Origin of the sequence: Sutcliffiella sp. NC1, from assembly GCF_027594365.1 — a bacterium.
In the GTDB taxonomy this organism is placed as follows: Bacteria; Bacillota; Bacilli; order Bacillales; family Bacillaceae_I; genus Sutcliffiella; species Sutcliffiella cohnii.
The window spans coordinates 1,205,095-1,229,356 of sequence record NZ_CP115153.1 but is presented as its reverse complement, the minus strand read 5'-3'; the positions used below and the strand labels follow the sequence as shown (position 1 = coordinate 1,229,356).

Sequence of the window (24,262 nt, the reverse complement as noted above, 5' to 3'; positions counted from 1 at the left end):
TTGACAAGCAATTTTTATTAAAAATTTTTGAAGATTAATAGAACAATAGATTATTACTACTATTAATTATATTTTAATAGAATATTTTATTGTTCTTACATTGACTTTCTTTTCTTTTTTCACTACTCTTATGTTGAATGAAATGGCAATGAATATATTCAACCATTTTTTTCTCAAAAAATGCAATCGCTTGCATTATATAAGGAGAGGTTGAAATGAATAAAGAAGCTATCTATCATCGTCCAAAAAACAATTTTGCTTACGCATATGATGAAAAAACGCTACACATCCGAATTCGCACGAAGAAAGATGATGTGAATTCGATACAATTAATCCACGGTGATCCGTACATTTGGGAAAATAATGAATGGGTTTTCGAGACTAAACATATGAAGAAAAGTGGTTCTGATTCTCTATTTGATTATTGGTTTGCTGAAGTACAACCGCCTTTTAAACGTTTACGTTACGGATTTATTATTTCTTCTAATGAAGAAACATCCACACTAACGGAAAAAGGATTTTTTGCTGAAACACCGAAAGATTCTGGTTTTTACTTTTGTTTTCCTTTTTTAAATAAACGTGATGTTTTCCAAGCACCCAAGTGGGTAAAAGATACTGTCTGGTATCAAATTTTTCCTGAACGTTTTGCGAACGGAGACGAAACGATAAATCCAGCTGGTACATTACCTTGGGCTAGCGCTGAACCAACTCCTACCAACTTTTTTGGAGGAGACTTTGAAGGAATTATTCAGCATATCAATCACCTTGTTGAATTAGGAGTGACTGGCATTTACTTTACCCCTATCTTTAAAGCACACTCTAATCATAAGTACGATACAATTGATTACATGGAAATTGATCCGCAATTTGGTGATAAAGAAACTTTTAAGAGGTTAGTAGACACATGTCACGAACACGGTATTAAAGTAATGCTTGATGCCGTCTTCAATCATAGCGGCTATTACTGGCCACCATTTCAGGACGTACTAAAAAATGGTGAGGAATCGAAATATAAAGATTGGTTCCACATTTGGGATTTTCCTGTAGTAACAGAACCGAAGCCAAATTATGATGCATTTGCATTCGTTAGTAGCATGCCTAAATTAAATACGGAGAACAAAGAAGTAAAAGAGTATTTACTAGACGTAGGGCGCTACTGGGTAAAAGAATTTAATATTGATGGCTGGAGATTAGATGTTGCTAATGAAGTAGACCATCAGTTTTGGAGAGAATTTCGTACAGCAGTAAAAGAAGTGAAAGAAGACACTTATATTCTCGGAGAAATATGGCATGACTCTATGCCTTGGTTACAAGGGGACCAATTTGACGCGGTTATGAACTATCCGTTTACAAATGCTACACTCGATTATATCGCTAAAGGTACAACAGATGCTGAGGGATTCGCCAACGCTATTTCTAATGTCTTACACTCCTATCCGGCAAACGTGAACGAAGTGTCGTTTAATTTATTAGGAAGTCATGATACACCACGTATTTTAACGATTTGTAACGATGATAAAAATAAATTAAAGCTTTTATTCCTATTTCAACTATCATTTATAGGAGCTCCTTGTATTTATTACGGGGACGAAATTAGTATGACAGGTGATCAAGATCCTGGATGTCGTAAATGTATGCCATGGGATAAAGAATTGCATGATATAGATATGTTTGAGCATGTTAAAAAACTTATTCATTTACGAAAAACGTATAAAGCATTTGGTAATCATGGAGATATTCATTTTATTGAAGCCAATAATGATACAAACCATGTTATGTACACGAAAATGACAGACGAAGAGATTATTTACTTTATTATTAATAATAGTGAACAAGAAATTACTGTTTCCTTACCAGAGCAACTTACTGATAGTGTCATTGAAGATCTTTGGACTGGAAAAGAGTTTGCAACAGAGGCAAATGAATTACAAGCAACTCTAGTCCCTTACCAATTTCACATTTTAAGAACAGTTAAATAATATTTTCGGGGCTGTCCTAAAAGTCAGTAAAACTGACTTTTAGGACTTTTTTATACGTTATCCTAGTTAGGGTTCAAAAAATATTATTATTCCCTTCTAACTAATCGGCGATATTCCAGCGGTGTGAGTCCTTCTTCTTTTTTGAACAGCTTAGAAAAATACGTTACATCATCAATTCCAACTTCTTTTGCAATAGTAGCAACCTTCTCATCTGATTGCACCAGCATTCTCTTAGCAAGATTCAATCGATAATACGTTACATATTGAACTGGAGTCATTCCGATCGTTTTTTGCATACACCTCGTAATATAATCCGGATGAAACATTAGTTCTTCACTTAACTTTTTCATTTTAAATGGCGATTGAAAATAATCTTGAATATATTTCATCGCTTTTTCACAAACCTTTTCGGTTGCAGTCGGGATGGAGAAGGCTTCTCTTTGCAATTGGATAAAAAGTTCAGAAAAAGCAAGTTGTTTTTGCAAATAATCGTCTGGTGAATGATCTTGTTCTTTATCAGTTTGGATAAGTTGCTGTAAATGTTGCTCCATTATATCTTTTCTCTTTAATTGTCCAAATTGTGGAATAAGAAAGCTATATTCTGCAGGCTCCGTAAAAGTTGCCTCTTTTTTGTAAACATAAGACCAATCAATTGCTTGATCTTTGACAATTAAATGATTATGAAGCGGTACGGTAAAATGTAACCAAATAACATCTGTCTCTTCTTCACAATCTCTATATCCTTTATGCTCTGTATCCGGTACTAATATTAAATATTGACCAGGTCCAATATCATATTGTCTATTCTCTTCTTGCAAAAATAGCATCCCTTTTCTTACATATAACAAATCAAAAACAGGAAAAGTTCGATGGAAATGTCTAGTCCCTTTTTGAGCAAAGTATTGACCTCCAGTAATAAAGGTTGGGAATGGCGGAATCGGAAGCGCTATCATTGACACAGCTTTCACCTCAGGTCGTTATTTTCCAATAAAAATCGTTATCTTCTCTTTCTATTATAATGAAATCAAGTTAAACTATAAATTGCTTTATGTCGGATTTAGAAAAATTCTTGTCCTTATTTTAATGGTTATAGTAAAGGGAGTTGACATCTATGGAAGAAAACAAAACGAAAAAGCTTACTTTATTTGCGCTAACTTGGCCAATTTTTATAGAAGTTTTACTCCACATGTTAATGGGAAATGCCGATACGTTAATGCTTAGTCAATATTCGGATGACTCCGTTGCAGCAGTCGGAGTAGCAAACCAAATTTTACAAATGCTTATCGTCATGTTCGGTTTCATCGCAACCGGAACAACGATTCTTGTGGCGCAATACCTCGGAGCGAAAGATCGCCATTCAGCATCCGAAGTAACCGTCATTTCAATAGTTGCTAATTTAATTTTTAGTTTAGGAATAAGTATTTTTATCTATTTTACAAGCTCTAAAATGTTACTAATGATGAACTTACCACCAGAATTATTATCTGAGGCAGATTTTTATTTGAAACTAGTTGGTGTATTTTCATTCGTTCAAGCATTAATCATGACAATTGGTGCTACGATTCGTAGCTACGGTTTTACGAAAGATACGATGTACGTAACAATCGGAATGAATATATTAAACGTTATAGGTAACTATTTATTCATCTTTGGACCTTTCGGAATTCCTGTATTAGGTGTTGATGGGGTTGCTATTTCAACTGTCGTAAGTAGAAGTTTAGGGCTTTTAGTTATGGTTTATTTGTTATTTAGAAGGATTGAAGAACCACTACCATTTAGGAAAGTATTTTCTTTACCATTTAGTCATTTAAAGAACTTGTTAAAAATTGGGGTTCCTTCTGCCGGAGAGCATATAGCTTGGAACGGTGCGCAAATGGTCATTACTTATTTTATCGTTATGCTTGGGACAGAAGCATTGACTACTCGTGTTTATGCCCAAAACTTAATTATGTTTATTATGTTGTTTGCAATTGCAATTGGGCAAGGTACGCAAATATTGATTGGTCATCAAATCGGTGCTAAACAAATTGAGCTTGCGTATAAGCGTTGTATGAAAAGTTTACGGTTAGGAATTGTATTAGCCTTTTCTGCCGCTATTGTGTTCTATTTACTATCGGATTCATTACTTTCACTATTTACTAACAACCCTGATGTTATTGCTGTAGGAGGCACGTTATTATTGCTTTCGGTCCTTCTAGAGCCTGGGCGTGCATTTAATTTAGTTGTAATAAATTCTTTACGGGCAACAGGTGATGTAAAATTCCCAGTATATATGGCTATTTTATCAATGTGGGGACTGCAACTACCTATCGCTTACATTTTAGGGATTCACTTTGAGCTCGGTTTAGTTGGTATTTTTATCGCGTTCATTTTCGATGAATGGTTTAGAGGTATTATTATGTTAATCCGTTGGCGTTCAAGAGTTTGGGTGAAATATTCCTTTGTTAATGAAGTGGAAGAAAAAGAAAATAAACAAGTGGCAAACGTAATGTAACCTCCTAATTATTAGGAGGTTTTTTTATTCATTTTTCTCCTAAATCCACCAATGTAATAAAACCTCACATACTTGTAAACGTTTACGCTTATTTTTTTGAAAATTCGTATTGATTTACACTTTTTTTTAGCATACGATAGTAAAAACAAGAAAACGATGTTATAAAAGTTAACATCTAATAAAGGAGATGTGGCGAGGTTGAAAAAGGTAGAAGCTATTATTCGTCCAGAAACATTCCGAGCTTTACGTGAAATGTTAGAAGATGTCGGAATAAACGGTTTAACTGTCTCAGAAGTGGCTGGATGTGGACAGCAGAAAGGACAGCAAGGACTGTTTAGAGGTAATACATTTGAAATTAAATTACTTCCAAAAGTGAAAGTTGAAATGGTTGTAGAAGACGAGTTTGTGGATGAAATTATTCATATTATCCAAGATACTTGTAGCACGAACACAGTCGGGGATGGCAAAATTTTTATTTATCCGGTCGAAAATGCTATTCGAATTCGAACTGGTGAATCTGGTAAAAAAGCAATCGTGTAAACTAAAAAAGGAGTGAAATAGAATGAAGAAAAAAGTATTTTCATTATTAGCTGGGAGTTTCGTTATCGCATCTACTGCTTCTGCTGCACCTCCTACTGTCGAAACGCTATCCATCTCATTAGATATGGTATGGATTATGGTTGGCGCACTATTAGTATTTTTTATGCATGCCGGATTTGCAATGGTAGAGTCCGGGTTTACTAGATCAAAAAACACACTAAACATATTAATGAAAAACTTTTTAACCGTTTCAATAGCATCCATTTTATATTTAGCTGTTGGATATGCGATTATGTTTGGGGGAACGTTTCAAGGTTTAATCGGCACGAATGGCTTTTTCCTTCAAGGCCATGAAGGTGAAATCGGATTTTTCGTTTTCCAAGCAATGTTTGCGGCGACATGTGCAACGATCATTTCTGGTGCGGTTGCTGAAAGGATGAAATTAAGTCAATATTTACTTCTCACTATTTTGATGGTTGCACTTGTTTATCCCGTTGTTGGTCACTGGGTTTGGGGTGATGGGTGGTTAGCATCACTAGGATTCACTGACTTTGCTGGTTCCACAGTTGTTCACTTAACTGGCGCATTAGGAGCTATTGTTGCAGTTAAGTTTCTCGGTGCACGGATCGGTAAATATTCTAAAGGTAAAGTTAACGCTATTCCTGGACATAACATTCCTCTCGGTGCTTTAGGTGTATTTATACTTTGGTTTGGTTGGTTCGGCTTTAACGGTGGTAGCACATTAGCCGCAGATCCGTCATTAATCCCACACGTTATTACAACTACACTTCTTTCTGCATCCGGTGGTGTTATCGCTTCAGCTTTTTACACGCAAATTAAATATAAACGTATAGATGCTTCCCTTACTCTAAACGGTGCACTAGCAGGTTTAGTCGGTATCACTGCAGGAACTGGTGATGTCTCTCCAATTGGTGCTATCATTATTGGACTTATTGCAGGAATTATTTTAGTCGAAGGTGTTCAATTATTAGATAAAGTATTGAAATTGGATGATCCTGTCGGCGCAATTGCTGTTCATGGTATTTGTGGAGTTTGGGGAACGTTAGCAGTAGGTTTATTCGCTACTTCTGGTGGTCTATTTTACGGTGACGGTATTTCCTTACTAGGAGTTCAGGCGTTAGGAATATTAGCTGTTATAGTGTGGACGATTAGTGTTGTAACTGTTTATTTATTTGTAGTGACTAGAGTTACAAGTCTTCGTGTATCTAAAGAAGAGGAGATTTCCGGTTTGGACTTTGCAGAACACGGTTCTTCTGCTTATGAATTAAAAGAATCATTATTGTCTGATCAGCAATCAGAACCAAGTAGCGAATTTGGAACCGGTTTAGTACATCGGTTAAATAGCATAGGCACAAAAGCTAAAGCTTCCGAGTTTTAGAAAAATCAAAGAGGTTGGGACACAACTATTTTTATAAAAGTAAAAAACGAACAAAAAATAGTAGAGTGCAAATAACCCGCTCCGGAAATATACTTCGCTTTCCGCGGGCGTGTCTAGTTACGGCGGCTTGGCCCTCGAGACATAAGCCCGTCACTTTCGTTGGGCAAAGAGCGCCCAACTGCAGCGCCTGTCTTATGCTTGTCGGGCCAGGTCGAGCCGCCTTCACTTTTCGTAACTGGTGAGCCTCCTCGTGCTAAAGCACTGCGGGGTCTCACCTATGCCTCTGCTCCCGCAGGACAAGGAAGGCTTCGGCAGCGAAACATCGCACGAAGAAAAATGCGGAGGCATTTTTCGAGGAGTCTACGTATATTTCCTCCGCTAATTCTGCAATTGTTCGTTTTTTATCATGATCATTTTAGTTTTGTCCCAGCCTCTTTTTCTGTATGTAGTTGAAATACTCATTTTTTCACCTAATTATTACCCTAAACTATGTTTATCACAAAATACTTTAAAAACATATTAAAAACACTTGGCCGGTTAACCAAGTGTTTTTAAAATTGCATTAAACTCTCAACTTTAAGATTTTATACTTACATTATACTTTTTAAACCATGTATCAATTTGAATTAAATGTGCTAACAATTGTGGACCTGTCATTAATTGCCCGAACCAAGGCACTCGGAATGTGTCACCATTTGAATCAACAATTTCATGAAGTTTCTTCTTATCGAGAAATTCATATAATGGCGAGTCATTATCTTTTAGTATATCTCCTAGCCAATTTTTCACTAGTTTCGTATAAACCGGATGATGTGTTTTTGGATACGGACTCTTCTTTCGATAAAGCACCTCATGTGGTAAAATTCCTTCTAATGCCTTTCTTAATATTCCTTTCTCTCTATTTTCGTACATTTTCATTTCCCATGGGATGTTCCAAACATATTCTACTAGTCGATGATCAGCAAATGGGACACGAACTTCTAGACTAGCCCCCATACTCATTCGATCTTTTCTATCTAACAGAGTCGTCATAAACCAGATGATATTTAAATAAAATAACTCTCTTCTTTTTGCTTCGACTGGATTTTCTCCTTCTAATCTAGGAGTCTCGGCTATTGTTTCTTCAAACTTCGTCGTAATGTAATCATCAATTTGCAGCTTTCTTCTCCATTCTGGGCGGAGTAATTCCATTCTTGCCTCTGTAGATCGCATCCAAGGAAAATTACTTGAGGCTAAATCTTCTGGGCGATGAAACCAAGGGTAACCTCCGAAGATCTCATCTGCGCATTCTCCCGAAAGTCCGACAACAAAGTTATATTTAATTTCTCGACAAAACCATAGGAGTGAAGAATCTACATCTGCCATTCCTGGCTGATCTCTTACTAATACTGCTTCCTTTAAGTTTTCTACTAACTCCTGTTGAGAAATAATCATATTATGGTGCACCGTATTATACGATTCTGTCATTTTTCGAATCCAAGCTTCATCCGAATTTGGCTGAAAATCATTCGCTTTAAAGTATTGATCATTTTCTTCATAATCGATAGAAAATGTGTGAAGTGGACCTTTGCCGCTTTTTTCAAATTCTTCAGCAGCAATAGCCGTAATCGCACTTGAATCTAACCCACCTGATAAAAAAGTACAAACAGGTACATCAGATACTAATTGTCTCTTTACAGCATCAGTAAACAAAAATTTAACATTATCTACTGTTTCTTCTAAACTATGTGTATGCTTTTTACTTTTTACATTCCAGTAGCGAATTACCTTTAAACCGTCTTTTGAAAATGTCATGAAATGTGCTGGTCTTAATTCTTTTATACTAGCAAATAAGCCATGACCAGGAGAACGGGATGGTCCTAAACCAAATATTTCGGCTAACCCATCATAGTCTACTTCGCTTTTGATACAAGGATGTGCAAGTAAAGCTTTAAGTTCTGAACCAAACATAAGCTTCTCTCCATCATGATGATAAAATAACGGTTTTACCCCCATCCGGTCTCTAGCAATAAAAAGTTTCTCTCTCTCCTCATCCCATATGCTAAAAGCAAAAATTCCATTTAAATGATGAACACAATCTTCCTTCCACTCTATATAGGATGTTAATAATACTTCTGTATCTGAGTGACTATTAAAAGTGTAACCTCTTTTTAATAACTCTTTTCTAATATCTTCTGTATTATATAGCTCTCCGTTATAACAAATGGTGTAGGAGAATCCGTTTTTATTTTTTGTCATCGGTTGACGGCCACCTTCTGGGTCAACAACAACTAACCGTTTATGACCAAACCATACATATTCGTTTCCCCAAATATTCGTATCATCCGGCCCACGTTTCGTTAACGTTTCGGTCATTTTTCTAACCGCTTCCTCTTCATGACGTACATCTTTTCGAATATTCATTAACCCGGTTATACCACACATGCTGTATAGTTCACTCCTTTAAGTTACATGGGCTTAATAAACTGCTCCTTTATCCTATGCAAGTGGAGCCTATCAGATGTAGCCTTCACTGGAAATAGTATGTTAGCTTCTTTTACATTTCCGCTTAAAATCTAATCCGGCAACAAAAATTATTTTTCGTTTTTGTTATAAACCATTGCGCAATTGTCAACAACAAAGGATAAGAAGATTAGTTACACTTGGAGGATATACGGATGAACATACAGCAAAGAAATAAAGACATTTACAATCAGAAAAGGTCCTTTATGTGTGGGACGATTGAATATATTAATGAACAATGGGTGTTTTTTGAAGCAGAGGAAGATGAGGCTTTTCTATTATTTGAAATCGCAGAAGATGGTTTAGAAATATATTTGTCTGATGAATGGGTACCAGCTGTTCTATTAGAGTCAGGTGAATTGTATTTACATACTTTACATACGTACGAAATGAATAATGGGGATGCAGTACGTATTCGAAAAAAACTTCCTTTTGCATATATGGAGTTGCTACAGGAGTTACCGGAGGATGCTTTTTTACAATTTACGAAGCTGCTGAATTCCATTAATATTTCGCTTTACGACAATGTGTATTGTCATAATACGCTTTACTTTTTACCTGCTAACAGACGAAAAGAGGGGGTAAATTTCATCGTGTACGATAATGGAACGTTTATTTGTTCTGTACAGCATTATTTTGAGCGTGGAAAAAATCAAAGTGATCGGTTTGAATATACTCTTCAAACTGGTAAACGTTTATTGTTTACGAAAATGGAGCAAAGAAAAGTGGAATAAAACAGTAATATGTAATCGATATGGGATTAACCCGTTCCTCTACCCTACGGACATTTACTCTCCTCAGGGAGGGACGGAAACCTCCCCGGGGCTACATAAGTTAATTTGAAAATAAGCTCGTTATAGTAAAACTTATAACCTAAAACTAAGTTGTTCTTGACCCTGTAGCTAAGAAGGTTTCAAATTGTTTTGCTGATAACGGTTTGGAAATGTAATATCCTTGTGCGAAATCACAGCCCATTTCTTTTAAAAGCTGCCACTGCACTTGTTGTTCAATTCCTTCTGCGATTACTTTCAATTCCAAACCTTTACTCATAGCGATAATTGCTCTAACAATTGCCATATCTTTTGTATTCGCATGAAGATTTTGGATAAATGAACGATCAATTTTCAAATTATTTGCAGGCAAATCTTTTAAATAACTCAACGAAGAATACACAGTACCGAAATCATCAATCGATATTTGTACCCCTAGCTTTTGTAATTCTTTCATCACATCAATACTGTATTGAACATTTTGTAGCATAACACTCTCGGTTAATTCTAATTTTAAATATTTTGGTTGTAGTCCACTCTTCTCAAGTGCTTCTTTTACTTCTTTAACAAAGTTTATTCCTTGAAACTGAACGGCGGAAACATTGACTGAAATGGTAAAGTCTATCGCACCTTTTTCCTGCCACATTTTCGCTTGACCACAAGCTGTTTGCAGCACCCAATTACCGATATTTAAAATTAGTCCTGTTTCTTCTGCTAACGGGATAAACTCTAGAGGTGAAACTAACCCAAGTTTCGGATGATCCCATCTAATGAGAGATTCTGCACCAATTATTTTTCCTGTATAAAAGTTAATAAATGGTTGATACGTTAAGAAAAATTCATTTTTTTGAAGAGCTTTCCTTAAATATCCTTCTAGCTCCATTTTGAATAAAGCTTGCTCATTCATATCAGCAGAAAAAAATTTAATTTTATTTCCACCTTGTTGTTTCGCCCTATTTAATGCAGTATCACCGTTCCGCAATAAACTCTCTTTTTCCTCCCCATCATTTGGATATATACTAATTCCAATACTAGCAGATACATAGTATTCTTTCCCCTTATGTGTAAGAGGCTCATTGATTTTTGATAATATGCTTTGAGAAAGCTGAATTACTTCATCCACGCTATTAACATTTGTTATTAAAAGAGTGAATTTATCTCCACCAAAACGAGCGAAATAACCTTCTGGCGGAATCACCATTTTAAGTCGACTCACAATTATTTTAAGAAAGTAGTCTCCTACCTCATGACCTAGGCTACTATTAATGAATTTAAAGCGATCTAAATCTATTACAATAATTGCTTTTTGCAATGATTTATCGTTTTTAAGCTGTTCTTCCAATTTTTGATTGAACGTCCACTTATTTGGTAAACCGGTCTCCATATCGTAAGAGGCTAAATAGGCAATTTTTTTCTCGGCTATTTTTTGTTCCGTTATATCTTTACCAATTACGAAAATACCAATCTTTCTTTTTTGGACAATGATTGGTATGTTTTTCATTAAAAATGTTTTATTCTCATTATGCTTATTCGAAATATTCAATTCGTACGTAACTTGGTTTCCCTTCAAAGAATTAACAAAATGACTTTTTACTAGTTTTACGTCTTTTTCATTTAAGAAGTGTAAAGCATTTTTGTGTAAAATATCCTCTTTTTTATATCCTAATACCCGTTGAAAAACTTCGTTCACGTCGGTAATATTTCCAAGTAAATCTGTAGCAAATACTATGTCCGAATTATTTTCAAACAGTGAGCGTAGTTTTTGTTCAGAATGTATTAGGCTTTCGTATTTGTTTTTCCAGTAGTTTTCGTCATTTGTTTCTACAAGATTACCATTAGGATGGATTGTGTATTGGATGGGTGTATCGTTAGAAGTAATACAGGTTAAAACAATTTTGTTAGTTTTGTCTGTACTTTTTACTGTAACTGTATGTACAGTTGCCTGAGGAATGATACTTTTAATTTTGTTAACTAGTTCTTTATTTTGTTCGGTTAGCAATAGTTGTATATGTACGTGCTTATAATTGGTAAGTTTATTCTCTGAAATAAAGTTTTGTATGGTTTCGATATTTTGAAAGTCTGTTGTATAAATGTTCATCCAAGTACTCCCTAACCATCTGTAGTTTGTAGACATTTTTCTACAATTTTCTTAATTATCACTCTACCATATTTATTACTTGAAAAAAAGTAAAAGACTCCTAAAAAGTTATAGGAGTCTTCCTTAAAAACTGGAGAGTAGTAAAAAGTTAGTCCGTTCCACTGCGCCACAGGTATGTGCTTTCCGCGGGGAGATGTCTAGCTCCAGCGCATTGGCCCTATCAAACTTCCCAGTCCGTTCGTACAATAAGTCAACATCGACTCAACTAACGTTTCGTCGTGTTTCCTTTATCTCCTACCGGACTGCTCCAGTTTGTACGGGCCAGAGCGATGCGCTTCCGCTTTTCGTGGAGCCGAGCCTCCTCGGCTGCGCCTGTGGGGTCTCGGCCTTCCCTCTTTTCCCGCAGGACAAGGAAAGCTTCGGCAGCATTACATCGCACGAAGAAAATGCGACAGCATTTTCGAGGAGACCTTCCGCTCCGTTTCACTCACGGTTTTTTACTAAAAAATAAAAACTTGATTACAGTTATATACCTATTAAAAGATACTGCTACCTTTAAATATCATTTACTGTAGTAAAACATCAAATTAAAACCATTCGATGCCTAGTGGTAAGCTAAAGCCTAGGTATAGTACAACTATTAGTAGTACGATGAAGATTCCTAAAATAGCACCTGTTGGTTTTCCTTTTGATTTTCGAGCGAGTAACACTTCCATTGCACCAATTACACCAATTCCAACAATAGATTTTAAAAGATGCTCTCCACTATAATTTGTGTTATGTAGTAATAACCAACCTGTAACAATAATTAAAATATAAAATACTCGTAATACCATTTGTACTATTTTTGTAGCTTTTGCATTACCTGCTTTAAGTAAAGATAATGCTACAACAAAAAGTATAATAGCAACAACCCAAGTGGTAATATGCGCATGCGTATTAGTAGCCATAAACCTTTCCTCCTTCTAAATTTCAATACTTGTATCATACCATGTTTTTCAAAAAACAAAAAATATAATGCAATGTTACAATTGAGTTGATAATATGCTTAAAAGTGCGTAGAGTAATAGACGATTAGCATTTTTCACCATTTGGAGTTTTGCATACAATTTTGTAATGCTATAATGTGTATGGTGAATTAAGCAAATGGAGGGATTTCATTGAGTACAAAAACAGAACAAATTATTGACCTAACAGAGCAGTACGGAGCTAAAAACTATCATCCACTTCCAATTGTCATTTCGAAAGCAGAGGGTGTTTGGGTAGAAGATCCAGAAGGTAATAAATATATTGACATGTTAAGTGCGTATTCCGCAGTTAACCAAGGGCATCGTCATCCAAAAATTATTCAAGCTTTAAAAAACCAAGCAGACAAAATTACGTTAACATCTCGTGCTTTCCATAACGACCAACTTGGTCCTTGGTATGAAAAAGTTGCGAAGTTAACGAACAAAGATATGGTATTACCGATGAATACAGGAGCGGAAGCGGTAGAAACTGCCGTGAAAGCCGTACGTCGATGGGCATATGATGTAAAAGGCGTTCAAGCAGATGCAGCAGAAATTATTGTTTGCGAAGAAAACTTCCATGGAAGAACGATGACGGCTGTTTCTATGTCTTCTAGTGAAGAGTACAAAAGCGGTTTTGGACCAATGCTACCAGGAATTAAAGTTATTCCATTTGGCGATTTAGAAGCATTAAAAGCTGCTATTACACCAAACACAGCTGCTTTCATTTTTGAACCAATTCAAGGCGAAGCTGGTATTAACATTCCGTACGAAGGGTTTTTACGTGAGGCATACGATGTTTGTAAGGAAAATAACGTTCTATATGTAGCGGATGAAATTCAAGCAGGGCTTGGCCGCTCCGGAAAGTTATTTGCTTGTGATTGGGAAAATGTAGAGCCTGATATGTATATTCTCGGTAAAGCATTAGGTGGAGGTGTATTTCCTATCTCATGTGTTGCTGCTAATAAAGATGTATTAGGGGTATTTAACCCTGGTTCACACGGTTCTACATTCGGAGGAAACCCGCTTGCATGTGCTGTTTCCATTGCATCATTAGAAGTGTTAGAAGAAGAAAACTTAGTAGAGCGCTCCTTAAAACTAGGTGAGTACTTCCAAGAAAAACTTCGTGAAATTAATAATCCGATCATTAAAGATATTCGTGGAAGAGGGCTTTTCATCGGAGTTGAACTATCAGAAGCTGCTCGTCCTTATTGTGAAAAGCTAAAAGAAGAAGGATTATTATGTAAAGAAACGCATGACACTGTTATTCGTTTTGCACCTCCATTAGTTATTTCTCAAGAAGATTTAGACTGGGCTATTAATAAAGTAAAAGAAGTTCTTTCCGTTTAATATAAAAAGCTGCCTGTTTGGGCAGCTTTTTCCTTTATTTCACTTCGTTTACTAATGAACCTATTTGTTCTATTTTAACCTCGATTACGTCACCAGTTTGTAAAAATCGTGGTGGTTTGAATCCTTTACCTACTCCTGCTGGTGTACCTGTTGCAATAATATCACCAGGCTCTAATGTCATTCCTTTTGAAATCGTGGCAATAATATTAGGAATCGTAAAAATCATTTGATCTGTGTTTGACTTTTGGCGGACTTCTCCATTTACTCTTGTTTCTATTGAAAGTTGTTCAGGGTTTGGAATCGCCTCTTTCGCAACAATTACCGGTCCCATTGGGCAGCTCGTATCTAAACTTTTCCCTAAGAAAAACTGCTTATGCTTCGATTGTAAATCACGTGCCGTAATATCATTTAGAATCGTATAACCAAACACATAATCATACGCCTCTTCCTCTTTTATTTCTTTGCCTTTTTTTCCAATAATGACCGCAAGTTCTCCTTCATAATCTAACTGCTCGGTTACATTTGAATGACGGTCAATAAAATCTAGGTGTCCAATAACAGTTGTAGGTGCTTTCGTAAACATCATGATGTGCTTCGGGATATCTTCCACACTTCCCATCTCAATTGCGTGTTCCCGATAATTTTTCCCGACACATAAAATATTTTTTGTTGGTCTAGTTATCGGAGCAAGTATTCTCACTTCAGAAAGTGGATACACATATTTATTATTCTCTACACTTATTTGTACCCAGTTTTGAATCTCTTTTACTTTTTCAATAAACTGTTCTCCTAATTGTATACAACTATGTAGGTCATTTGGCATTGTTAGTTGCCCATTCATTTTTTCGTCTGCCTCATTTAAATTAATACATACGTTCGTATTAAATGGCGGAACAACTCCTACAAACGTACTGTTTTCATATACCCCAGTTAAAAAACGCATAATTCTTTATTCCTCCCTTTATTATTCGACAAGTAATTTGTATATTTTTGTTTTTTTATGACTTGTTTTATCGAAGGTGTTTAAAGTCCTATTAAAACGTGGCATAATATATGTAAATGTTTTACCAGTATAAAAGTAAATGGAGATTCGAATATAATGATAGCTTATCAAATTGAAGCGAAACGCCAAGAGATGATTACTTATGCACAACAATATGGCTACTGCGCAAAAGAGACTGTTAAATGTAGTCAAGAATTGGACAATCTACTTAATCAACAATGGAAGTTTCATAAAAAAACGACCATACATTCAAAATCTATTACTAGCACATATCGTTTAGCTTAAGAGGTGATCCTTTCGAAAAGGATTACCTCTCTTTTTATCTCCTAAACGGTTGCTTTCTACCGTAAGTTCCAACTCTCCATAACCATTCCACTGGGCCATAATAAAAACGATTTACCCACCATTTACTAATGAAGATTTGAATAACAAATAAAATGAAACATGCTATTAAACCAGTTATTAATGTAATTTGTCCATACAATCCAAAGCCATATGAATAAAAAATAGTCGTACAAACAATTGATTGGAATAAGTAATTCGACAAACTCATTCTACCAACATATCTCAGAGGTGATAATAGTTTTAACCATGTTTTATTTCTAACTAGCAGCACTACTGATGTGAAATAAAATAACGCATGAAACGGTCCACCAAATATATCTTGTACATATTCGGTAAATTCGTTTGCTGATGAATAATATGGTAGCAATTTAAAAATAAGGGTTCCTACAACTGAAATAGCCCAAAGCTTCTTAAAGGCTCCAGCTTTTTCTTCCATGATCTCTAGCCATTTCGCTTTTGCTAAAGCTGCACCAAATAAAAACATTGGTAAAATACTAAATATAATAAATATAAAAGCATTTACATTGGCAAAAGACCAATCAGCTATTCGTTGCATCGTAACTTCTAGAAAAGTCCCATTGCTATAAACCTCTAATGATTGTGTAGCATATATTTGAAACTCTTCATAAACCCCGTCGGTTAACCCTAGTGAAACAGTTACTAATAGCATTAAAGATATTAAGGCATTTGGAATTACTAACAAAAGAATACCAGTCCATACCATTGTTTTACTAGAAAGGTTTCTTAACAAAAGAAGTAGAAATCCGATTATTGCATATGTAATTAAAATATCACCATGCCAAATGAGAAACGCATGGAAAATACCTATTAATAAAAGAACAACTAGTCTTCTACTAAAATATTTCGGCACAGATAATTGCTTCTCCTCTAATCTTTTTGTGAATATAACAAAGCCATATCCAAATAAAAACGAAAATAACGTATAAAAGCTTGCCTGTGCGACGATGTCTACAAAATTATAGCTCCATAAATCGATTGTCGATGTCCAATATTTTCTCGGTTCGATATAAAGAAAAGGTGCAAAAAAAGTTGGCATATTCACAAGTAATATTCCAAAAATTGCTAGTCCTCTAATTATATCTAGGACGACAATCCTTTCTCTTTCCTGTATTGGTTGAGCTTTCACAAACTTCCTCCTCCTTCTTTATCCTTTATTATAGCGAATAAATGGTAAGTATGCCCATCTTTTCTTCACTTTTACCGGGCATTTGTCATAAGATGCTTTATACACTTCTACTGACATTTTATTCAGAAAGGAGTTTGTGAACATGCCAGCAATTGTCGGGGCTGTTAACGTTAACAGTATTGGTAACTCCGGTATTTTTCATATTGGGGATGTATTTCAAATGTCGCCTGTAAGCTCCGCGAAAACATTTGCTGGAGCGGGTAGTTTTAACACAGGAGATCGTATAACGATAAGCAATACGAATAGTCAAACAAACACATATGATCAAGATGTTAATGATCAACCAGTCGCATTAAACCTTTAAAACGTAAGTGAGGAGAATTATTATGGCTACAAATTTTTTTATTCATCAAAATATAAACATTCATCAAATTAGAATTGGTGGTGTATCTAATTCGTCTATTTTCCAAATCGGAAGCGCTGGGGTTATTAAATCCTTATCTAACCTTTACAATACTGGCGGATATACAGAACCCGCTCCAGAAGCTAGCCCAATCGTTGGAGATGAAATTACGCAGGGTGGACCGTTTGTTCCTTTAGTTCCTCCAACAATTTAAAGGAATTTGGAGAACTAGGCATTCACCCATTTTTCTTCGATGCATAATGTATAGTAGGCTTCTTTTTATTTTGCCTATTTCTAGATTAAACGAAGGGGTGATCGTATGTTTCCATTCCAACAATATGTGAACGATTCTCAGCAAAAAATAAGAACGTTACAAGAAATTGTGACAAAACAAAATAAGCAAATTACCGCATTAGAAGATTTATTAAAAACAATGCAAAAAGAGATCATCCAATTAAAAGAAAAACCAACAATGAATATTGAACGAATTGAATATAAATTTGATCAGTTAAAAGTAGAAACCCTTGAAGGGACTTTAAATATCGGGCTAACTCCAGGATCTGCTGGCGCTATTGAAGATTTTATCGTAACGCAAGACAATTTACAGGTGCCAACACAACAGCGAAACGAACAAGTAGCTTTACAAATTGAGAAAGAATTAAAAGACTATTTAACGAAAAACGGTACCGAAAGAATCAAAAACGCCGCCAATCATGTCGGTCGTTCATTAGAAGAACATTACTATGACTTTATGATTCAAGATATTGCGAAACAATTACCGAAAAAGATAAACCTCTATTTAAACGAACTGACTCCTGAAGCAATTAAGCAGAACTATAGTAATGATCAAATAAAAAATGCTGCAGTTGACCAAATCAAAAAAGATATGGACGTAGCATTTACAACATTTATTAAAAATTTACCAACTAATAAAGGAGATGCTTCATCATGAATTTCCACGTCGTAAATCATGGGATTCAAGTACAACACGTAGATTTAATTGGTGTTTCTTCCTCTTCCGTTTTTTTAATTGGAGATACACATAATATTTGTTTATCCTCGATCTTCGACACTCCTCCAGAATCATTAATTATCGGTCCATTTGTCCCGTTAACTGTTGAATAGGAGTTTCATATATGAGGATTTCAAAGGTAGACGATATTAATATTCATGCACTTTCTTTTAGTTCCCACTTAACAATTGGTGATTCCGCGTATATAAACGCAAAAGCACGTGCACTAGCTGTGAAACGTGAATATCCATTATTTTATGGTAACGAAGGAAATTTTCTTGCTTTTAGTCTTTTTACTAAACCGATCCCACAGCCAGTAATTACAGAAAATGTTCGGATGACAGTTGAAAACCCAAACAGTGATATTGTCGTTAATACGGTAAATATAAAAGGGATATCATCGTCATCGGTATTTCAAGTGGGAGCTAATAAACAAATTCAAGCTGATTCACGAATAAAACATATACGTCAATTGTTAAGTAGTGGAGAACAATAAATTTTTTAGGAGGAATCCACATGCCTGCAATAGTAGGGCCAGTTCAAATTAATAGTGTTGGTGGAGGTTCATTAAAGTTTGGTGACGCTTTTTATATAAGTCCAAAAGCAGCTGGAAAAACGCATGGAGGTTCCGGCGCATTTAATACTGGAAACTTTATTAATGCAAATAACGGATTAAGCGCAACGAATACAATTGATCCTGATGTAAACGACCAACAAATTGTTGCGAATGAATAATACTTGTTTTTTAAATAGGTAAATTGTTTATCCTAAACTTATTGGTTACGGACACATACTAATCATAAAGGGAACTATCCTCATTTCAAAAAGTAACACACTATATTAAGCGAACAAAGTTCATAATACATCATATAGTAATAATAAATAGCGAAGTAAAGGATGTTCTTTATGCCAGCAATAGTAGGTCCTGTCGCCATTAACAGTATAAGTGGTGGTGTCGTCACCTTTGGCGATTCCTTTTACGTTTCTCCTAAAGGTACCAGTAAAACATCTGCAGGTTCCGGTTCATTTAATACTGGTAACGTTATTATTACAAATAACGGCCTAAGCGCAACGAACACAATTGATCCAGATATTAATGATCAAAACATCGCTGCAAATAATTAGAAACTGATGGCTCTTTGTTCACCTATATAATCCCGTTTTTTCAAAAATTCATTATGGTCAATGATTAATTTGGCACAAAAAATAAAGCATGTGGCATATTGTAGCCTCACGCTTTATTTTTTACGTTTTTTTCTTTCATTTGATTTTTTTATAACCGGTATTCTTGTAGCTGGCTGCTTTCGTATCCAGTTTATAAAGGCAGCCATTTTTCGTTCTTTTTTTAATTGACTAATCGTATTTAACTCTGTAGCTAAATGTTCATTTGTATATAACGCATGAATTTGTTTATGACAAGGAATACAAAGAGTAGCATTTGGCATGAACGTCCCGCCCATTTCTTTCGGTGTTAAATGATGTACGGTTATTTCTACCTTTTCTCTTTCACATAACTCGCATACTCCTACTTCCTTTTTCTTCCTTGCCATACTGTAAAGCCACCTTCATTATAAAGTCTCTAATTTCACCGTTGATCCTTTTCCGGATGGTTCTGCACGGGTAACGACTAATCTTCTTGGTAATCTTGCTCGTAACTCGGCAACATGACTTATAACTCCAACCGCTAAATGATCGGATTGTAGTTTTTCCAACGAGGTTACTACTCCGCCTAACAGTTCCGCATCTAGTGTGCCAAACCCTTCGTCTAAAAAGAAAAATTGCAACGGATATTCGCCTCGAAGCTGAATTTGTGCAGATAATGATAGAGCTAGTGCTAAAGAAGTTAAAAACGTTTCCCCACCCGAAAGAGTTGAAACAGGTCTTCTTACTCCACCATTCGCATCATCACGAATTACAAATCCACCTTGAGAATCTAATTCTAATGCATAACGTTGATGTGTTAATGCTCCTAAACGTTCTGATGCAGCCACACTAATTTGCATCAGTTGCTCTTCTGCTAAATATTCAACAAAGCTATTTCCTTTAAAAACAGACTGTAATTTTTGTAGCTTGTCTTTCTCTGCTGTAATGATCGCTTTTGTTTTTTCAAGTTCTTCGTATCGTTGATGTCTCTCTTGTAATGATGCTAATGAATGGTAGGCAGCACTTTTCGCTTCCATCTGCGCTCGGACTTCTTTCTTCTGCTCTGCTAACCTTTCATTTAAACTGATCCACTCTTCTTCACGTAATTCGGTTTCACCAATTAATTCAACAAGCTCTTTTAATTGTTTCTCTAAAATTTTACGATTATCCCAATATTCATCTACTTTTTGTTTCCATGCATCTTTTTTCGTTATAAATGGGATGGATGCTTCTACTTCGTCAGCTTTTGTAAATATGGATTGTTCCAATTGCTCGTTCCATTTCGTCTCTAAAGTTTGAAGTCTACTAGAGGTCTCGACAATCATTTGCTCCGCTTGCTTCTCTTTATTGTTCATTTCATGGAATTGTACTTGCGACTTTTGCCAACGAGTATAACTTTCTTCTTCTTTTTGTAACAATTCGTTTATTTGTCTTTCGTTTTTATTCATTAAAGTGGAAGCTGACTCCATTCCAACTATTTCAAACAACTCTTTTTCTAGTTGTTCTTTTTGAGAATGCTTTTCTTTCTTTGTAGAATCAGCCTGTAACATCTCTTTTTCAGCTTGTACGTATACCTCTTTCATAAGTTGAAGCTCTTTTTCTTTTTGATCAATAAATTCTATACTTTTTTCAATTCGATTATTAAACTCCTGAGCTTGTTTTTGTTTATTTCGAATATCAGAAAAGATTTTTTCGATTTGTTCAAATCCATAAGTAGAAAACTTCTTGTTCCACTCAGTTGTTGCAGTTTCAATTTCTTCTTTTAATACTTGAAGTCGTTTACTCCATTTACCCCACTGCTCTTCATACATTTTAATAGCATCAACATATTTTTCTTGTTGAGTAATCGTACTTCTCCAATTGCTTATATAATCCTCTTTTAATTGTTGTAATTGGATAAAGTCTTGTCTTAGCCCTTTATGTTGAATAATTTGATTTTGAAAAATAGTGTGTAATTCTTCATTACTTACTGGCTCTTTATGATCAATTTCCATCTGGGGGAACGAAGTCGACTCTACTTCTACCTCTTTCAATACGTCATGTAGTTCATACGCTAGTTGCTCATACTTAACTTTTATCGTAGCATTTAACTGTTTTTCTTTTTGAATTTTGGTTAACATTGCTTCTAAATTAGCGACATCTTCATTTTCGACTTGTTCCTCATGCAAATGAACAATGCCACCTTCATGAGTTGTAGATCCACAAACTAAACACGGTTCTCCTGCTTTTAACTCTCGCGAAATGTCATGGGCAAGTCTTTTTAGATTTTCTTTTTCAACTTTTTGCTTCCCTATTTTATAACGTCTATTTGTTTCATCTTGTAGCCAATCTAAATAAATTTCTATACTAGAGCTACTATGATAATACTTTTCCACTTTACGAAAAAGTTGGACTAACTTATCTTTTAAGCCATCCACTTGTTTTTCTGAATTTTTATTTTTCAACTGAATAGATTGAAGCTTATTATATATTTCTTGTTCGTCCGTTTGAGCTTCTTTCCATGAGTTTTCTTTTTGAAGAATAAGCTGCTTTTGCTCATAAGCCATTTCCACTTCTTCTACTTTTTCCATCGGTATTGAAACTTTTTGCTGTTCTTCTTTTAATTGTTTTTGTTTCACAACTGCACGATTGTATGTGTCGGTTAGTTTGTTAATATCGTTTTGTTGTTGAATTAAAACCTTTTCTTTACGCTCTATATCCGTTGTCATTTCATCGAGTATTTTAGCCCATTCTTCTACTCTTTGTTCTAATTGAGTAGCTCGTACTAATTGTTCTTTTTTAGCAAGTAGTTGTGGATGTAGTATACTTTTATCTTCTCGTATTTTTTCGTACATGCCAGAAGAATCATCTAGTTCTTTTTTGACAATTTGTAACTGTTTATGCACATTGTCTCGCTCTTTTTCCCACTGACGTAGATTATCCTTTACTTGTTTTAAATCTTCTAAAATAGGCTGTAAAAATTTTGCTTCCTCGGCCTTTTTTACGTTAGATTCCAAGTAAGAAATTTCCGCTTCTTGCTCTTTTAATACTCTTATTTTTCCGGCCAGTTTCTCTTTTTCTTGTTGCCAAGCCCACTTTCTCTTTTGTTCTTCAAAATTTTGTTCTAGTTGCGATAATTGTTGCTCGGCCTTTTCAACTGTAACAGCAATTTCTTTATACGCTTTTTCTGCCTCTAATACCGCTTCTTTTGATGCTTCACCTAACCCTTGTTGTTCGGCGGTAATTTCACCTAGTGTAATTGTTTTGTCCTGTAGTTCATCTTTTATTTTTCTATTTAATTCATCCCCATACTTTTCTAAGTGAAATAACCGTTGCAGCATTTGTCTTCGATCTGCACCTTTTAATGATAAAAATTCAGCAAATTTTCCTTGAGGTAATACAACTGCTCTCGTAAAATCATCTATCGTTAATCCTAAAATAGAAAGTACTAACTGGTTTACATCACTCGCTTTATCAGCAAGTACTACTTGTTCTGTCCCATTGTATTCTACTAATCTAGAAATACCAGATTTGACCCGAACTTCATCTGTACGTTTGAAAGTCCGTTCCACTTTATATCGTTTTGCACCAGATCCATTTTCAAGCTCAAATAAAAAAGAAACTTCTAAAACATTTTCCGCATGGTTCATAATCCCTTGAGTATTGTTTGATGCACGTTCTACTTTTCCATAAAGTGCTAACGTCATTGCATCCAATATAGAGGATTTTCCGCTACCGGTTGGACCAAAAATACCGAATACTCCACCTTCACATAAAGCTTCAAAATCAATAGTTTGCTTTTCTCTAAAACTATGGAGTCCAGCAATGGTTAGTTGTAGAGGTTTCATTGTTCCACCACCTCTTTCGTTTCTTCTTCATTTAGTAGGGTTAAAAACAGATGAACTAATTCGTCTTCTGGTTTCGCTCCACCTGTTTGCTTTTCATAAAAATTTCGGAAATGTTGTTCCATCGTCAAACTCTCTTTTTTCTTCTCGATTATTTCCTTTTCCATTTCCGGAAATATTGGGCGGATATGAATAATACCTTCGTGTTGTTTCCGAAGTCTATGAATTTCATCCATGGAAAGAGCGTTCGTAACATGAAGCTCTAAATCAATCCAAGCATTATAATCTTTTTTCTCATCAAGCCATTGATAAACTTCTTGTACACCATTTTTTGCTTTCCATGTTACAAGCGGTTTTCCGCTAGATAAGTAGATTTCCTCTACTTTCGCTTCTTCAGAAGGTTTCACATCGACAATTGTAACGCTCTTCGTGTAACTAGCTTCTGAAAAGCTATAAGCAAGTGGTGACCCTGAATATCTAGCAGCTGTCTTCGCTCTTTTTACAAATTGCGGTCGATGTAAATGTCCTAATGCAACATACTGAGCTTTTTCTGGTAAGCTTTCAGCTGCAACTGTAAATGCTCCCCCAACTTCAATTGGTCGCTCTGAATCTGTAGAGCTACCTCCTGCAACGAAAATGTGACTCATAGCAATGTTCACTGTGTCTGGCGTGAACTCTTCACCCATTTGAGCAAATAGTTGACGTATTCTTTCGTCATAATGGTTACGTATTGCTTTTTCTTCAAATTCGTCTCCTAGCACTTCATTTAAGCGTGATTCAGAAGGGTACGGCAAGGAAGCTAGCCGCAACGTTTCATCTGCTGATGGTACATAAATGGATTGAGTTGTTTTTGTCGGATAACCTAACAGTGAAATGTTTTGGCTTGTAGCTAATGGGCTTGAGGCGATGAGTCTGTCAGGATTATCATGGTTTCCTGCTATAACAGCTATTGGTCGTTTTCCGTTGTTAGACATTTGCTGTAATGATTCGTAGAAGAGTACTTCTGCTTGGGCAGGTGGGTTTACGGTGTCGTATACGTCTCCGGCCATTAATACTACATCAATTTTTTCTTCTTCTACTATTTTTGCCATTTCGGATAAAACTTGGGCTTGTTCTTCTAAGCGGCTTCTCCCTTCTAATGTTTTCCCTAAATGCCAATCTGCTGTATGCAAAATGCGCATTATGTGATCCCTACTTTCTTGTAGTTGATTTAAATGTTTTATTTTTTAAAACCTTCCTTGAAAAT

The 24,262-nt window shown here is 35.5% G+C and carries 23 protein-coding genes; 14 read left to right on the top strand and 9 right to left on the bottom strand.

Annotated elements, in window-relative coordinates; all coding sequences use genetic code 11:
* The first annotated feature begins 215 nt into the window (after nt 1-215).
* Nucleotides 216-1,979 carry an alpha-glycosidase gene (locus O1A01_RS06160; RefSeq protein WP_270065792.1) on the top strand — a complete coding sequence of 588 codons (1,764 nt, stop codon included), beginning with the start codon at nt 216-218 and terminating at the stop codon, nt 1,977-1,979.
* A gap of 86 nt (nt 1,980-2,065) precedes the next feature.
* On the opposite strand, the gene O1A01_RS06155 is transcribed toward O1A01_RS06160, so the two are convergent.
* Nucleotides 2,066-2,932: an AraC family transcriptional regulator gene (locus tag O1A01_RS06155; protein ID WP_235858263.1), complete on the bottom strand. Its 867-nt coding sequence runs from the start codon at nt 2,930-2,932 to the stop codon at nt 2,066-2,068.
* 158 nt (nt 2,933-3,090) lie between these two features.
* Between O1A01_RS06155 and O1A01_RS06150 the strand changes: the two genes are divergently transcribed.
* The 3 genes from O1A01_RS06150 (at nt 3,091) to O1A01_RS06140 (ending at nt 6,412) form a co-directional block, all read left to right on the top strand.
* A complete protein-coding gene (locus tag O1A01_RS06150) occupies nt 3,091-4,473 on the top strand; it encodes an MATE family efflux transporter (protein WP_066420103.1) in 1,383 nt (460 codons plus the stop codon).
* A gap of 198 nt (nt 4,474-4,671) precedes the next feature.
* The gene (locus O1A01_RS06145; protein WP_066420104.1) at nt 4,672-5,013 is read left to right on the top strand and encodes a P-II family nitrogen regulator; all 342 of its coding nucleotides are present in this window, start codon (nt 4,672-4,674) and stop codon (nt 5,011-5,013) included.
* Between the two features lie 22 nt (nt 5,014-5,035).
* Entirely contained in the window at nt 5,036-6,412 is a 1,377-nt protein-coding gene (locus O1A01_RS06140) for an ammonium transporter (RefSeq protein WP_066420105.1), read from the top strand.
* 576 nt (nt 6,413-6,988) lie between these two features.
* On the opposite strand, the gene asnB is transcribed toward O1A01_RS06140, so the two are convergent.
* Complete coding sequence (asnB, locus tag O1A01_RS06135) at nt 6,989-8,836, bottom strand: asparagine synthase (glutamine-hydrolyzing) (RefSeq protein ID WP_066421866.1); 1,848 nt, start codon at nt 8,834-8,836, stop codon at nt 6,989-6,991.
* 233 nt (nt 8,837-9,069) lie between these two features.
* Between asnB and O1A01_RS06130 the strand changes: the two genes are divergently transcribed.
* Nucleotides 9,070-9,648 (top strand): DUF2777 domain-containing protein, encoded by a 579-nt coding sequence (locus O1A01_RS06130; protein ID WP_270065791.1) that lies wholly within the window; start codon nt 9,070-9,072, stop codon nt 9,646-9,648.
* Between the two features lie 145 nt (nt 9,649-9,793).
* On the opposite strand, the gene O1A01_RS06125 is transcribed toward O1A01_RS06130, so the two are convergent.
* Nucleotides 9,794-11,782: a sensor domain-containing protein gene (locus tag O1A01_RS06125; RefSeq protein ID WP_270065790.1), complete on the bottom strand. Its 1,989-nt coding sequence runs from the start codon at nt 11,780-11,782 to the stop codon at nt 9,794-9,796.
* A gap of 587 nt (nt 11,783-12,369) precedes the next feature.
* Entirely contained in the window at nt 12,370-12,732 is a 363-nt protein-coding gene (locus O1A01_RS06120; protein ID WP_066420930.1) for a YisL family protein, read from the bottom strand.
* Nucleotides 12,733-12,942: 210 nt separating this feature from the next.
* Between O1A01_RS06120 and O1A01_RS06115 the strand changes: the two genes are divergently transcribed.
* A complete protein-coding gene (locus tag O1A01_RS06115) occupies nt 12,943-14,139 on the top strand; it encodes an ornithine--oxo-acid transaminase (protein WP_066420929.1) in 1,197 nt (398 codons plus the stop codon).
* 34 nt (nt 14,140-14,173) lie between these two features.
* On the opposite strand, the gene O1A01_RS06110 is transcribed toward O1A01_RS06115, so the two are convergent.
* Nucleotides 14,174-15,082 (bottom strand): fumarylacetoacetate hydrolase family protein, encoded by a 909-nt coding sequence (locus tag O1A01_RS06110; protein ID WP_066420928.1) that lies wholly within the window; start codon nt 15,080-15,082, stop codon nt 14,174-14,176.
* 156 nt (nt 15,083-15,238) lie between these two features.
* Between O1A01_RS06110 and O1A01_RS06105 the strand changes: the two genes are divergently transcribed.
* The gene (locus tag O1A01_RS06105) at nt 15,239-15,427 is read left to right on the top strand and encodes an aspartyl-phosphate phosphatase Spo0E family protein (RefSeq protein WP_066420927.1); all 189 of its coding nucleotides are present in this window, start codon (nt 15,239-15,241) and stop codon (nt 15,425-15,427) included.
* A 34-nt stretch (nt 15,428-15,461) separates the two neighbouring features.
* Here O1A01_RS06105 and O1A01_RS06100 read toward each other — a convergent pair whose 3' ends face one another.
* A complete protein-coding gene (locus O1A01_RS06100) occupies nt 15,462-16,634 on the bottom strand; it encodes a DUF418 domain-containing protein (protein WP_066420925.1) in 1,173 nt (390 codons plus the stop codon).
* A gap of 142 nt (nt 16,635-16,776) precedes the next feature.
* On the opposite strand from O1A01_RS06100, the gene O1A01_RS06095 reads away from it, so the two are divergent.
* The 7 genes from O1A01_RS06095 (at nt 16,777) to O1A01_RS06065 (ending at nt 19,174) form a co-directional block, all read left to right on the top strand.
* A complete protein-coding gene (locus tag O1A01_RS06095; protein WP_066420924.1) occupies nt 16,777-16,998 on the top strand; it encodes a spore germination protein in 222 nt (73 codons plus the stop codon).
* 22 nt (nt 16,999-17,020) lie between these two features.
* A complete protein-coding gene (locus O1A01_RS06090) occupies nt 17,021-17,251 on the top strand; it encodes a spore germination protein GerPB (RefSeq protein WP_066420922.1) in 231 nt (76 codons plus the stop codon).
* A gap of 105 nt (nt 17,252-17,356) precedes the next feature.
* Complete coding sequence (gene gerPC / locus O1A01_RS06085) at nt 17,357-17,989, top strand: spore germination protein GerPC (RefSeq protein WP_066420921.1); 633 nt, start codon at nt 17,357-17,359, stop codon at nt 17,987-17,989.
* Nucleotides 17,986-18,162: a spore gernimation protein GerPD gene (locus tag O1A01_RS06080; protein ID WP_066420919.1), complete on the top strand. Its 177-nt coding sequence runs from the start codon at nt 17,986-17,988 to the stop codon at nt 18,160-18,162. Before gerPC ends, O1A01_RS06080 begins: the two co-directional genes overlap by 4 nt.
* An 11-nt stretch (nt 18,163-18,173) precedes the next feature.
* The gene (locus O1A01_RS06075; protein ID WP_066420918.1) at nt 18,174-18,545 is read left to right on the top strand and encodes a spore germination protein GerPE; all 372 of its coding nucleotides are present in this window, start codon (nt 18,174-18,176) and stop codon (nt 18,543-18,545) included.
* A gap of 20 nt (nt 18,546-18,565) precedes the next feature.
* Nucleotides 18,566-18,784 carry a spore germination protein gene (locus tag O1A01_RS06070; protein WP_066420917.1) on the top strand — a complete coding sequence of 73 codons (219 nt, stop codon included), beginning with the start codon at nt 18,566-18,568 and terminating at the stop codon, nt 18,782-18,784.
* Nucleotides 18,785-18,955: 171 nt separating this feature from the next.
* The gene (locus O1A01_RS06065) at nt 18,956-19,174 is read left to right on the top strand and encodes a spore germination protein (RefSeq protein WP_066420916.1); all 219 of its coding nucleotides are present in this window, start codon (nt 18,956-18,958) and stop codon (nt 19,172-19,174) included.
* A gap of 113 nt (nt 19,175-19,287) precedes the next feature.
* On the opposite strand, the gene O1A01_RS06060 is transcribed toward O1A01_RS06065, so the two are convergent.
* The 3 genes from O1A01_RS06060 to sbcD are packed head-to-tail and all read right to left on the bottom strand — an operon-like array spanning nt 19,288 to nt 24,197.
* Nucleotides 19,288-19,599, bottom strand: a complete 312-nt coding sequence (locus O1A01_RS06060) for an HNH nuclease-like protein HlpB (RefSeq protein WP_066420915.1) — start codon at nt 19,597-19,599, stop codon at nt 19,288-19,290.
* 18 nt (nt 19,600-19,617) lie between these two features.
* Nucleotides 19,618-23,019, bottom strand: coding sequence for an AAA family ATPase (locus tag O1A01_RS06055; RefSeq protein WP_270065789.1), 3,402 nt, complete (start codon nt 23,017-23,019; stop codon nt 19,618-19,620).
* Nucleotides 23,016-24,197 (bottom strand): exonuclease SbcCD subunit D C-terminal domain-containing protein, encoded by a 1,182-nt coding sequence (gene sbcD, locus O1A01_RS06050; RefSeq protein WP_270065788.1) that lies wholly within the window; start codon nt 24,195-24,197, stop codon nt 23,016-23,018. The genes O1A01_RS06055 and sbcD overlap by 4 nt, the downstream gene beginning before the upstream one ends.
* Nucleotides 24,198-24,262: the final 65 nt, after the last annotated feature.

What these genes read in the sequence shown, in the direction of transcription:
- O1A01_RS06160 (WP_270065792.1), top strand. Translation starts at nt 216, where the DNA reads ATGAATAAAGAAGCTATCTATCATCGTCCAAAAAACAATTTTGCTTAC.
- O1A01_RS06130 (WP_270065791.1), top strand. Translation starts at nt 9,070, where the DNA reads ATGAACATACAGCAAAGAAATAAAGACATTTACAATCAGAAAAGGTCC.
- O1A01_RS06150 (WP_066420103.1), top strand. Translation starts at nt 3,091, where the DNA reads ATGGAAGAAAACAAAACGAAAAAGCTTACTTTATTTGCGCTAACTTGG.
- sbcD (WP_270065788.1), bottom strand. Translation starts at nt 24,197, where the DNA reads ATGCGCATTTTGCATACAGCAGATTGGCATTTAGGGAAAACATTAGAA.
- O1A01_RS06155 (WP_235858263.1), bottom strand. Translation starts at nt 2,932, where the DNA reads ATGATAGCGCTTCCGATTCCGCCATTCCCAACCTTTATTACTGGAGGT.
- O1A01_RS06070 (WP_066420917.1), top strand. Translation starts at nt 18,566, where the DNA reads ATGCCTGCAATAGTAGGGCCAGTTCAAATTAATAGTGTTGGTGGAGGT.
- gerPC (WP_066420921.1), top strand. Translation starts at nt 17,357, where the DNA reads ATGTTTCCATTCCAACAATATGTGAACGATTCTCAGCAAAAAATAAGA.
- O1A01_RS06060 (WP_066420915.1), bottom strand. Translation starts at nt 19,599, where the DNA reads ATGGCAAGGAAGAAAAAGGAAGTAGGAGTATGCGAGTTATGTGAAAGA.
- O1A01_RS06090 (WP_066420922.1), top strand. Translation starts at nt 17,021, where the DNA reads ATGGCTACAAATTTTTTTATTCATCAAAATATAAACATTCATCAAATT.
- O1A01_RS06120 (WP_066420930.1), bottom strand. Translation starts at nt 12,732, where the DNA reads ATGGCTACTAATACGCATGCGCATATTACCACTTGGGTTGTTGCTATT.
- O1A01_RS06110 (WP_066420928.1), bottom strand. Translation starts at nt 15,082, where the DNA reads ATGCGTTTTTTAACTGGGGTATATGAAAACAGTACGTTTGTAGGAGTT.
- O1A01_RS06065 (WP_066420916.1), top strand. Translation starts at nt 18,956, where the DNA reads ATGCCAGCAATAGTAGGTCCTGTCGCCATTAACAGTATAAGTGGTGGT.
- O1A01_RS06125 (WP_270065790.1), bottom strand. Translation starts at nt 11,782, where the DNA reads ATGAACATTTATACAACAGACTTTCAAAATATCGAAACCATACAAAAC.
- O1A01_RS06075 (WP_066420918.1), top strand. Translation starts at nt 18,174, where the DNA reads ATGAGGATTTCAAAGGTAGACGATATTAATATTCATGCACTTTCTTTT.
- O1A01_RS06140 (WP_066420105.1), top strand. Translation starts at nt 5,036, where the DNA reads ATGAAGAAAAAAGTATTTTCATTATTAGCTGGGAGTTTCGTTATCGCA.
- O1A01_RS06095 (WP_066420924.1), top strand. Translation starts at nt 16,777, where the DNA reads ATGCCAGCAATTGTCGGGGCTGTTAACGTTAACAGTATTGGTAACTCC.
- O1A01_RS06055 (WP_270065789.1), bottom strand. Translation starts at nt 23,019, where the DNA reads ATGAAACCTCTACAACTAACCATTGCTGGACTCCATAGTTTTAGAGAA.
- O1A01_RS06105 (WP_066420927.1), top strand. Translation starts at nt 15,239, where the DNA reads ATGATAGCTTATCAAATTGAAGCGAAACGCCAAGAGATGATTACTTAT.
- asnB (WP_066421866.1), bottom strand. Translation starts at nt 8,836, where the DNA reads ATGTGTGGTATAACCGGGTTAATGAATATTCGAAAAGATGTACGTCAT.
- O1A01_RS06080 (WP_066420919.1), top strand. Translation starts at nt 17,986, where the DNA reads ATGAATTTCCACGTCGTAAATCATGGGATTCAAGTACAACACGTAGAT.